This is a genomic window from Litchfieldia sinesaloumensis (assembly GCF_900156865.1).
GTDB lineage: Bacteria > Bacillota > Bacilli > Bacillales > Bacillaceae_L > Ferdinandcohnia > Ferdinandcohnia sinesaloumensis.
In genome coordinates this window covers 977,434-989,347 of record NZ_LT732529.1, presented here as the reverse complement: position 1 = coordinate 989,347, position 11,914 = coordinate 977,434, and the positions used below count along the sequence as shown (strand labels likewise).

The window sequence follows — 11,914 nt, the reverse complement described above, 5'->3', positions numbered from 1 at the left end:
TAATTAATGGATGTGTTTTTGTAAGATTCCCTTCAGCTTAAAAAGAGCCTTTGAGTGAATTTGAGATATTCTAGATGTAGAAAGCCCCATAACCTGACCAATTTCAGTTAATGTAAGTTCTTCTTTATAAAACAAACTAATAATAAGCTGTTCTTTCTCATTCAATTGTTTAATGACATTCACTAATTGGTTTAGTATCTCTTTTTTTACGATATGTTCTTCTGGTGTTAATGTTGAATGATCCTTTATTGAAAACGCTGATTTTTCATTAGTTTCATCATCATGTTGATAATCATCCATTGAAAGAACATTGGCAAAGAAACCCTCATTCATTGTTTGATATACATCATCTTCGGTCATTCCGACTTCTGCTGCAATTTCCGGTAACGTTGCATTTCTCATCAGGTTTTGCTCAAGTCTTTCAATAGCAGCTTCCACTTTTTTTGATTTTTCTCTTGAGCTTCTAGGTAACCAATCTTCTTTTCTAAGACCATCAATAATTGCTCCTCGAATCCGAAAAGAAGCATATGTATCAAATTTTAAATCACGAGAAGGATCGAATTTTTCCAGAGCATCATATAAACCAATCATCGCGAGACTTTTTAGGTCATCTTTATTTACACTTTTGGGAAGTGTGACTGAGATTCGCTGCACATGATATGAAACGAGAGGCATATATTTTCTAACCAGGACATCCCCCGCATCTGAGTCTCGAGACTCGGTCCATTTCTGCCAATATTCCTGATGATCTGAGTTTGATAATCTGGACATTCTACTCCTCCTTTACTCTAACGTTTAGTTATTTTTGCCTGCTTATATTTCCTTAATACCTTTATTTACTGTTCGAATTTTAAGAATCGCTGTAGCAGGATCAAATTCAATTGTCCGACCATTGCTTCCACCAACTTCCGAAGCAACTACAAGTATGTTAAATCGCTGTAATTCTGCTTCAACTGCCTCTACATTTCGAGGACCGATTCTCATAATATCGCTTCCAGTTTGAAAATGGAACATTTGAGCTCCACCCGCAATTTTTGCCTTTAAACTCTTGGCTCTCCCACCAATTTTAATAATTCGTTGGATAAGCTCCTCAATAGCAGTATCAGCATATTTTGCAATATTTAAGTTGCCTGCTTTTGTAGATGCTGAACTCGGTAACATGATATGGGCAAGTCCTGCTACCTTTTTGGCCTGATCATAAATGACAACCCCTACACATGAACCTAATCCCGATGTTCGAATTAAATCTGGAGCAGTAATAACATTCATGTCAGCTATCCCAACTTTAATTACTTGATTAGTCTCTGTCATTTGTTTGAACTCCTAATGCAAGAAAGACTTTTTCAAATGAATCAGGATCTGGCAACAGTAAAAAGTGCCCATTTATATTATTGTTTTCAAGATTTTCAGATTCATTAATCGCTGTTTCGATTACAATTGCAAAATCACTTACCTGCGAGAGTTCCAGTAAACCATATCCAATAATTGCACCAACCATGTCTATCGAAAAACCTGGAACAGACGGATATAAATTTAAACCGGTAAAATCGGATAATGAAGTAAGATAGGAACCCGATAAAATATTTCCGACCTCTTGAAAAGCAGAGATTCCCATTTCATGCTTACCTTCACTTTCAAAGGTAAAATGCTCATCACCCAATAAATCCTGAATTAGTTTTGTTGCTTGTGGAAGCTGTAATATAAAAAACATATTACCTGTTAAATCCCCTTCAATTCGAAGGAAGATAGCTGCAACTACATTATCAGAACCACCAGCAGACTCCATCATTTCATCAAAAGAAACAATCTTTACATTTGGTACCTGCATATCTATTTTTCGATTCAAAAGCTTTGAAAGGGCAGTAGCAGAATGACCTGCCCCTATATTGCCAATCTCTTTTAAAATATCTAAATGTGTGGAATTAATACGTTGAAAAAATGTCATAGCAATTACCCTTTAATCTTTTCCTTTACGATATCTGGATTAAGAACCCTATCTAAGTTTAATAAGATAAGTAGTCTTTTATCCAATTTTGCTACTCCTTCTAAGTATTCAATTTCTACACTACCTACAATCTCTGGTGGCGGCTCAATTGTGTCAACAGGTATATCCATTACATCGTTAGCTGTATCGACAATTAACCCTACCTCTACGTCCTCTGTAGCGACAATGATAATTCTGGTACTATCCTTGTAGGCAGTTTCAGGCATCGCAAAACGTGTTCGTAAGTCAATGATTGGGGTAACGACACCTCTTAAATTTATAACACCCTTAACAAATGGTGCAGTTCTTGGCACACGAGTAATATGCTGGACTTTCTCAATTGATCGTACTTGGGAAACTGGGATACCGTATTCCTCATCAAGTAGTGAAAAAACAATTACTTTTAACATCTCTGCTTGTTCAGACATTCATTCTCTCCCCTTAATAAAGCTATATAATTATTTTATTAACGCATTACAGTCGATAATAAGTGCTACCTGTCCATCTCCAAGTATCGTTGCTCCTGATATAGCAAATACATTCGTTAAATAATTCCCTAACGATTTCAACACAATCTCTTGCTGACCAATGAAGGAATCTACAATTAGACCAGCAGACTTATCACCTTTTTTCACAATTACAACTGACACATAATCATCTTCTTCAGTGACGGTCGGGACGTCAAATATATCTTTTAAGTTTACTAGTGGTACGACCTTTCCTCTGAAATCTATCACTTTCTGATTATGTGCATGAAGAATTTCACTTTTCTTAATTATTGCTGTTTCGATTATTGAAGATAGTGGAATTGCGTATTTTTCCTTCTGAACCTCTACTAACATAACCGATATGATTGATAATGTGAGCGGTAGTTGGATAGAAAATACTGATCCTTTTCCAATCGCTGAATGAATTGTAATTGCGCCACCTAATGCCTCAATTGTGTTTTTCACAACGTCTAGCCCAACACCACGTCCCGATACGCCTGAGACCTTTTCAGCAGTTGAAAAACCTGAAGAAAAAATAAAATCAAACACCTGGCTATCTGTTAAAGCCTCTCCTGCTTTTGCGGTAATAAGCCCCTTAGTAATAGCCTTTTGAATAACTTTTTCTCTGCTAATCCCTGCACCATCATCCTCAATTTCGATAAAGACATGATTTCCACTATGATAGGCACGTAATATAACTGTACCTTCCTCACTTTTACCTTCTTGCAATCTGATGTCTGGTGTTTCAATTCCATGATCAAGTGCATTTCGTAAAAGGTGAACAAGTGGATCACCTATTTCATCAATGACAGTTCGGTCTAATTCCGTTTCTGCCCCTATGATTTGTAGATTTATTTTTTTATCCAAGTCTTTCGCTAACTGCCGAACCATACGTGGGAAACGATTAAATACCGTTTCAACTGGAACCATTCTCATAGTTAGGATAATATTTTGCAAATCTCCAGAAATTCTAGACATTCTTTCAACTGTCTCATTCAACTCAGAATGATTGAGATCCTTAGATATTTGTTCTAAGCGTCCACGGTCGATGACAAGTTCTTCAAAAAGGTTCATCAGAATATCTAGTCTTTCGATGTTGACTCTAATTGTCTTGTGATTTCCACCTTGTTTATTGCTTGATTTAGTCGAAGGCGTTTCTGCAGTTTCAGATTTTTGTTTCTCTTCTGTTTCCATGATTGCTGGGGCAACTTCAGCCTCTGCTTCCAAAAGATCATCGACCTGAGCCATTGAATCAAAATCATGAACGATAACATTCTCAACTTCAGAGACCTTCATAATTCGTTTTTTAATTACCTCAGCTGTTTCCGTAGATACAAGCGTTACATTAAATTCATTTTGAAACAACTCTTCTTCAAGTTGATCTACTGATGGTATTGACTTGATAATTTCGCCAACTTGTTCAAGGACCTCAAACACCATAAATACACGGGCTGCCTTTAATAAACAGTCATTAACCAAACATACCGTTATCTCATAACAATTAAATCCTTGCTCTTTTGATTGTTGAATGACTGTCAATTCAAAATCATCATATGTTGATTTTACTGTTGTAAGTTTATCTATAGATATAGATTCAATAGAATCAGTGGTACTTGAATCAGAAAATTCTTCTCCACTTTCAATTTTCTTTAATAACGAAACAACATCAGAAACATTTTTCTTTCCATCACCACCATCGGTAATTGAAAAAATCATCTCCTCCAAATAATCAACCGCTTTAAAAACAATATCTAAAAGGGACGGTGTAACTTTTATTTTCATATTACGAATCCCATCTAGAACGTTTTCCATCTGATGTGTAAGGCTTGCAAGGTCCTCATATCCCATTGTAGCTGACATCCCTTTTAACGTATGGGCCGAACGAAAAATTTCATTTACAATTGAAATGTTCTCAGGTTCCTTTTCTAATTGCAGTAAATGCTCATTACATGCCTGTAGATGTTCTTTACTTTCCTCAATAAACACCTCTAAATATTGATCCATATCCATCAAATCCACCCCTTTACTTATGTAAAACGAAGCACGGTACTCGCTATATCGTCTAAATTATCAACCTTATCAACTAAATTAGTTTCAATTGCGGCTTTTGGCATACCAAAAACGATAGAGGTATCTTTCGATTCCGCAATTGAAAACACTTGTCCAGTTTCTTTAAGTTTTATCAACCCATTTGAACCATCTGAACCCATACCGGTCATAATTACAGCAATCTTTGGAATTCCCTTAATCTCACTAATTGATTCAAATAAAACATCAACTGAAGGTCTATGTCCATTTCGAATTTCTGTTTCATCAATATTTACTGCAAGAGTAGTACCAATTTTTTTTATTTTCATATGGAAACCACCAGGTGCTATATAAGCTGTACCTGCCTTTAGAAACTCTCCATTTTCAGCTTCTTTTACCGTGATTTCACATAAACCGTTAAGCCTATCGGCTAATGATTTTGTAAAACCCGCTGGCATATGTTGTACGATGACAATCGGTGAAGGAAAATTCTTCGGAAATTTAGGAAGGACCTGCTGCAAAGCTCTCGGCCCCCCTGTAGAAGTACCCATACAAACAATTTTCTTAACATTCACATTTGAGTCTAGTTCTATTTTACTATAATCTACTAACTTATTAGTAGTTTCTTCTTGTATATTCAATGGCTTTTTAAGTAAATCAACATTAACCTTCCCTGCGAGTAGTACTTTTGACACCATTTCATCTTTAATAAGGTGTAGATCCATTGAAATCGAACCAGATGGTTTTGAAATAAAATCAACAGCTCCATATTGAATTGCAAGTAGGGTATTTTCAGCCCCTTCCTTTGTTGTACTTGAAAGCATTACAACAGGTCGTGGATATTCGTTCATGATCTGTCGTAATGCTTCTATTCCGTTCATTTCGGGCATCTCAACGTCTAATGTAACAACATCTGGATTGTATTTTTTTATTTTATCAAGTGCATCAATTCCGTTTCTTGCAGTGCCAACAACATTAATTCTCGGGTCTTCCTGAAGAAAGGAAGTAATAAGCTTCCTCATAAATGCTGAATCATCTACAATAAGGACATTTACTCTTGTCATCATTATTCTCCTATCTACCACGTACGAAGAAACGCTGTAACTTAGATATAAAGGAAATGTGTTGATTCCTTATTAATTTTTGTTCGTTATTTTTCTCTAGGTATTTATTACAGATTTCTAATAGATTCTTACTGATTCCCGCTTTTGGTGCATACAATAAAAACGGCTTTTGATGGCTTACAGCTCTTTGCACGGTTCTATCATCAAGTAAAACACCTAATATTTTGACTTCCTTTACTAAAAACTGCAATACCGCCTGTCTCAACCTTTTTAAAGTTTGTAAGCCATCCGACTCGTTCTCAGCACGGTTTACGACTAAATACATAGGAATGGATTGGTCAAACAAACATATATATTTTATCGCCGAGTATGCATCGGTAATTGATGTTGGCTCAGGGGTTGTGATGACAAATATTTCATCCATCGCCATAAGAAACTTAACATTTTCCTCAGTCATACCTGCACCCATATCAAAAAGTACGAAGTCATATTCATTTAACACAAGTTGCAATTGGTCAATTAAATATTCAGTTTTCTTATCATCAAGCTTAAAGAGGTTTGGTAGTCCATTACCTCCAGCAATATAATCAATACCTTCTGTCCCTTTGATAATGATGTCATTAATGGTGAGATTATCTTCAAATAGATCAGCAATTGTATGATGAGCAGTAATCCCCATCAATATATCAATATTACCCATTCCAATATCCATATCAAAAAGCAATACCTTTTTACCATAATTAGAAAGAGCAATGGAAAAGTTTAAAGACAGGTTTGATTTACCTACCCCACCTTTTCCACTGATGACAGCTATTGTCTTCGGGTGGTTATCATCATTCATTGATGCTAGTTTTTTGCGAAGAGCTTCAGCTTGATCCATCATGATTCATCGTCTCCAAGGATAGTATTCGCTATTATTGTAGGTGTTGCCAGGACTATATCATCTGGAACATTTTGTCCATTCGTTAAGTAAGCAACACCAATCCCATAACCCGCAATTAAATTCACCATTGCTCCATAATTTGCTGTTTCATCTACTTTAGTAAAAATAAATTTCGATATGTTGATTTTTGAAAATTGTTCATATATTGCTCTCATATCACCCATTTTAGAGGTTAAGGAGAGTACCAAGAACGACTCCATATCACTTGAAAATTGAATAAGGTTATTTAAATCTTCAATATACTTTTCATTACGGAAGTTCCTTCCAGCTGTATCAATGAAAACCACATCATATTCCCTGAATTTTTCTTTTGCTTGCTTGAAATCCTCAAACGTATAACAAACCTCGACAGGTGCACCAAGAATTTTAGCATAGGTTTTTAATTGCTCAATCGCAGCAATTCGAAACGTATCAGTGGTGATAAAAGCAATGCTTTTTTTGTCCTTCATCATACAGTCAGCTGCAATTTTAGCAATTGTAGTCGTTTTACCTACGCCGGTCGGACCAACAACATTCACATATTTTTTCTGATACGAAATTCCTCCGTATTCAACATCCGAAATTTTAGAAATGATAATCTCCTTTGCCCAATTTTTGAGTTCTTCTGTAGAAGCACTTTTTGTGGATCGGTACCATCTTTCTAATAAACTTGCCATAATATCTTTTCGAATAATTGGAGTAATTTCTTGGTCTAATAACAGTTCATTTATTTCTTGTAGCTGACCCGGATAAGAATTAATATCCGGGATAAATTCTTTCATTGCTGCTTTTAGCTCTTGAATTTCTTTTATAAGCTCTGGAGTTGTCTCGAGAATATTCTTCGTTTCATTCATGTTAACAGATTCATGGACAACTGGTTTTACAATTTCTTTTTTCGACTCAATATCCGTTATTTTTTTTTCTTTTTCTTTAATTGGCATCCTCTCTGGTCTTTGAATTTCTGAGTCTATAGCTGCAATCACTTCAAAGTTCTTTTTACGAAACAGGCCAAAAAAGCCTTGAGTTTGCACGACTTTTGAATTTAATATTACCGCTTCACTACCTAATTCGGCACGTATCATCTTCATAGCTTCCGGCATGGAAGGAGCAATGTATTTTTTTACCTTCAATCTATATTCACCACCCCAACACTTTGAACTTCAACATTAGCCTCAAGCTCATTATATGAAAGCACAGGAACCTGAGGGAAATATCGTTCTATTAACTGTCTAACATACATTCTTACAGCTGGCGAACATAATAAAATAGGAGACTGCTCCTGGATACTAACATTTTCGATTTGCTTGGCAATAGATTCAATTATAGATTGTGAAATCTGAGGTTCAATTGATAGATAATTACCATGCTCCGTTTGCTGAACACCATCTGCCACTGCCTTTTCTACTTTTCCTGACAGTGTAACAACCTTCATTGTTTCCCCAGGAACAATAAATTGATTGGTGATTTGTCTAGCTAGAGACTGCCTCACATATTCAGCTAACAAATCCGTATCAGTGGTCATTCGACCAAAATCAGCAAGAGTTTCGAAAATAATTGGTAAATTCCGGATTGATACATTTTCTTTCAGTAATTTAGCTAATACCTTTTGAATATCTCCAACAGATAATGGTGTTGGTGTAACTTCTTCTACTAATATTGGGTATGATTCTTTTAAATGATCGATTAATTGCTTCGTTTCTTGTCTACCTAGCAAATCATGAGCATTTCTGCGTATCACTTCAGTAATATGTGTGGAAACGACAGAAGGTGGATCAACTACCGTATAACCCTGCATTTCCGCTTGGTCCTTCAGTTCCTCGGATATCCATTTTGCCGGCAATCCAAACGACGGTTCGATTGTATCAATACCTTCAATTGAATGATCATCATAGCCAGGGCTCATCGCTAAGAAATGATCTAGTAAAAGTTCTCCCCTTGCCATTTCACTACCTTTAATTTTCAAACGATATTCATTTGGTTGTAATTGAATATTATCCCGAATTCTGACAACAGGAATAACTAGACCTAACTCAATTGCTAGTTGTCTTCGAATCATTACGATTCGATCTAAAATATCTCCACCTTGGTTTGTGTCTGCCAATGGGATTAAGCCATAACCAAATTCAAATTCAATTGGATCAACATTAAGAAGATTAACCACACTCTCCGGACTCTTAAGATCCTCTACTTGTACTTCTTCTTCCGTTTCTGATTCCAACTCGATTTCCTGGTTGTTACTTCTAGCAATCATATATCCGCCAATTGCAAGTAAACCTGATATGGATATTGTTAATAGGTCATTGATTGGAGTAAATAGCCCTAAAAGGAAGATTGTACCTGCAGTAACATAAAGCATTTTTGGATACGCGAACAGCTGTCTTGTAATGTCTGTTCCTAAGTTACCTTCTGATGCAGCACGAGTAACCACAATACCAGTAGCAGTAGAAATCAACAAAGCAGGTATTTGGCTAACAATTCCATCGCCAACTGTAAGGAGGGTAAATTTTGAGAGTGCCTCCTGGAACCCTAGCCCATGCTGCGTCATTCCAATGATAAATCCAAATAGTAAGTTGATAAGAACTATGATGATACCTGCAATCGCATCACCTTTAACAAATTTACTTGCTCCATCCATAGCCCCATAAAAATCCGCTTCTCTGCTTACTTTTTCACGTCGTTCACGGGCTTCTTTATCAGATATCATGCCAGCATTTAAATCGGCATCAATACTCATTTGCTTACCAGGCATAGCATCTAATGTGAATCTTGCAGCAACTTCTGATACACGCTCAGAACCTTTTGTAATAACAATAAATTGAATAATAATGAGGATTAAAAAGACAACAAATCCAACAACAACATTCCCACCAACTACAAAGGTACCAAAGGTGTGTACGACTCCACCCGCTTCCCCTGTAGCAAGTATTGATCTAGTTGTTGAAACGTTTAGCCCTAACCTGAATAGGGTCAATAATAGTAGTAATGATGGAAAGATCGAAAATTGAAGTGGTTCCTGCATATTCATTGAGGTTAAGAGAACCAACAATGCAAGAGAAATATTGACAATAATTAAAATACTTAGCATCCACGATGGAAAAGGGATAATAAGCATTGCAACTATTAAAATTACACTTAATAAAACAGATAAATCTCTAACTCGCATTGTTTTCTCTCCTTTAAGTCAAAAGCACATGGTGGGAGTTTCGATAGCAACGAAACTGCTCAACTAAAAATCTAAATTTGTTCCTTTAAGCGGTATACATAAGCAAGAATCTCAGCAACTGCTTTAAAATATTCTTCCGGTACAGCATCCCCTATTTCTGTACCAGCATATAGTGCCCTAGCAAGGGGTCGGTTTTCGATGGTGATTATTTCATGCTCTTTAGCAATTTCCTTTATCCGTTGGGCTACAAAATCTACACCCTTTGCGACAACAAAGGGAGCATCCATTTTAGACTCATCATATTTTAGGGCAATTGCAAAGTGAGTTGGGTTTGTAATAATGACATCTGCCTTTGGAACTTCTTGCATCATTCGGCTCATTGCCATTTCACGTTGTTTTTGCTTTATTTTGGATTTAATGAGTGGATCTCCTTCAGTCTTCTTATATTCATCTTTAATGTCCTGCTTCGACATTCTAATGTTTTTTTCATAATCAAAACGTTGGTAAAGATAATCTAAGAAAGATAAGAATAGAAGTGCACCACCTGCAAACAAGCCCATCTGGACCGTTAATTTAGAAAGAACAATTAGAGCGGATCCAATGGTTTTCTGAGAGAGTGATAAAATATCCTCTAAACGGAACCAAAGAATCGCAAATGTAACGCCACCAACAATGACAATTTTCAAAATTGATTTTATCATTTCAACGAGTGCACGAATCGAATAAATACGCTTAAATCCTTGTATTGGATCAAGTTTGTTTAGCTTCATTTGAATCGCTTCTGTTGAGAATAGGAAGCCGACTTGCATAAGGTTCGCTGCAACCCCTGCAATAAGAGCAATCAACATAATTGGTGCTAATAATATGGCAGCTTCCAGAGATAACTCGATAAATATCTCTTGGATACTTTGTTCAGTGGGTGTAATGGATAAATAATGACGAAAAGAATGCTTTAACAAAGCTAGTATACGATCCAGCAAAAAGCCTCCAAAAACAAGAAGTGTAAAAAAAACAAATAGTAGCAGGATTGCAGTATTTACATCTGCACTTTTTGCAACTTGGCCTTTTTTCCTTGTCTCTTGTCTCTTTTTTGGAGTCGCTTTTTCTGTTTTTTCACCTGCAAAAAATTGTAGGTCAAGACGAACATAGAACATCTAGCTTCCTCCCAATAGTTCCATTAATCCCCTCATCGTATAAAGCATATTGTCTACTAGTTCCCCAACTAGCATGAACATCATCGACAAAGCAATAAATAACACAATAAAACTTACCCCTATTTTTAAGGGTAGTCCTACAACAAACACATTTAATTGTGGAACAGTTCTTGCTACAATCCCTAGAGCAATATCAACTAAAAATAAAGCACCAACTACTGGCATTGACATTTGGAATGCAATGATAAACATTGTGCCGAAAGCTCTAAGAACAAATTCAATAACATTCTCGTTTCCTAATGGAAGGGATGCTTGTTCCATCGGAATGAACTCATAACTATAAAAGATCCCATCTAACAGTAAATGATGACCATTTATAGCCAATAAAAACAATAAGGCAAATGTATATAAGTATTGTCCAATTAACGGACTCTGGGCCCCTGTTTGCGGATCGACTACATTCGCTATGGCAAAGCCCATTTGAAAATCAATAAAACCTCCAGCAATTTGGATTGCTGTAAAAATCATATAAGCAACCAAACCAATTAAAAGTCCTACCATTGCCTCTTTAAGTATCAACATGATGAAATAACCATCTATTTCTAAGATCGGTTTACTCATTGACAGGAACATAATCCATGCTATAAAAAAGGCGATTCCAACACGATGTGAAGCTGGAAGAGTTCGATATGAAAATAAGGGCATTGTTACAAAAAAGCTAGTAACCCGCACTAATACAAGTAAAAAGGCCGGAAAATAGGTAAAAACCTCAGTCATCTTATTACCCTACAAATCTCGTTAAATTACTAAAAATATCGTGTGTAAAAGCGACCATTCTTGAAAGCATCCACGGACCAAAAAATACCAACCCTACAAGCACCGCAACAATCTTTGGAATAAATGCCAGTGTTTGCTCCTGAATCTGTGTCGTTGCCTGGAACACACTAACAACTAAGCCCACAACTAGAGCAACCAATAACAGTGGACCACAAATCATTAACGTTGTATATACTCCTTGTTTTGCCAATGTAATGACTACTTCAGGACTCAATAATGTTCACCTACTTTATCAAATGCGCCTTGGGGTAAGTGACAACCGCCGAAGGCATTA

Annotated in this window: 12 protein-coding genes; all 12 read right to left on the bottom strand. The window is 36.3% G+C overall.

What is annotated here, in order from left to right:
- Positions 1-3: 3 nt before the first annotated feature.
- Positions 4-771, bottom strand: a complete 768-nt coding sequence (locus CZ490_RS04900; protein ID WP_077617839.1) for a FliA/WhiG family RNA polymerase sigma factor — start codon at positions 769-771, stop codon at positions 4-6.
- A 42-nt stretch (positions 772-813) separates the two neighbouring features.
- Positions 814-1,311, bottom strand: coding sequence for a chemotaxis protein CheD (locus CZ490_RS04895; RefSeq protein ID WP_077617838.1), 498 nt, complete (start codon positions 1,309-1,311; stop codon positions 814-816).
- Positions 1,298-1,945 (bottom strand): chemotaxis protein CheC, encoded by a 648-nt coding sequence (locus CZ490_RS04890; RefSeq protein WP_077617837.1) that lies wholly within the window; start codon positions 1,943-1,945, stop codon positions 1,298-1,300. Before CZ490_RS04890 ends, CZ490_RS04895 begins: the two co-directional genes overlap by 14 nt.
- Positions 1,946-1,950: 5 nt before the next feature.
- Positions 1,951-2,412 carry a chemotaxis protein CheW gene (locus tag CZ490_RS04885; protein WP_077617836.1) on the bottom strand — a complete coding sequence of 154 codons (462 nt, stop codon included), beginning with the start codon at positions 2,410-2,412 and terminating at the stop codon, positions 1,951-1,953.
- 30 nt (positions 2,413-2,442) lie between these two features.
- Entirely contained in the window at positions 2,443-4,482 is a 2,040-nt protein-coding gene (locus CZ490_RS04880; protein WP_077617835.1) for a chemotaxis protein CheA, read from the bottom strand.
- 17 nt (positions 4,483-4,499) lie between these two features.
- Positions 4,500-5,564: a protein-glutamate methylesterase/protein-glutamine glutaminase gene (locus CZ490_RS04875; protein WP_077617834.1), complete on the bottom strand. Its 1,065-nt coding sequence runs from the start codon at positions 5,562-5,564 to the stop codon at positions 4,500-4,502.
- 10 nt (positions 5,565-5,574) lie between these two features.
- Positions 5,575-6,447 (bottom strand): MinD/ParA family protein, encoded by an 873-nt coding sequence (locus tag CZ490_RS04870; RefSeq protein WP_077617833.1) that lies wholly within the window; start codon positions 6,445-6,447, stop codon positions 5,575-5,577.
- The gene (flhF, locus tag CZ490_RS04865; RefSeq protein WP_077617832.1) at positions 6,444-7,616 is read right to left on the bottom strand and encodes a flagellar biosynthesis GTPase FlhF; all 1,173 of its coding nucleotides are present in this window, start codon (positions 7,614-7,616) and stop codon (positions 6,444-6,446) included. Before flhF ends, CZ490_RS04870 begins: the two co-directional genes overlap by 4 nt.
- Positions 7,613-9,649 (bottom strand): flagellar biosynthesis protein FlhA, encoded by a 2,037-nt coding sequence (flhA, locus tag CZ490_RS04860; RefSeq protein ID WP_077617831.1) that lies wholly within the window; start codon positions 9,647-9,649, stop codon positions 7,613-7,615. The genes flhF and flhA overlap by 4 nt, the downstream gene beginning before the upstream one ends.
- Before the next feature lie 71 nt (positions 9,650-9,720).
- On the bottom strand, positions 9,721-10,803 hold the full coding sequence (gene flhB, locus CZ490_RS04855; protein WP_077617830.1) for a flagellar biosynthesis protein FlhB: 1,083 nt from the start codon (positions 10,801-10,803) through the stop codon (positions 9,721-9,723).
- Positions 10,804-11,580: a flagellar biosynthetic protein FliR gene (gene fliR / locus CZ490_RS04850; RefSeq protein WP_077617829.1), complete on the bottom strand. Its 777-nt coding sequence runs from the start codon at positions 11,578-11,580 to the stop codon at positions 10,804-10,806.
- Positions 11,581-11,584: 4 nt separating this feature from the next.
- Positions 11,585-11,854: a flagellar biosynthesis protein FliQ gene (gene fliQ, locus CZ490_RS04845; RefSeq protein WP_077617828.1), complete on the bottom strand. Its 270-nt coding sequence runs from the start codon at positions 11,852-11,854 to the stop codon at positions 11,585-11,587.
- Positions 11,855-11,914 lie beyond the last annotated feature (60 nt).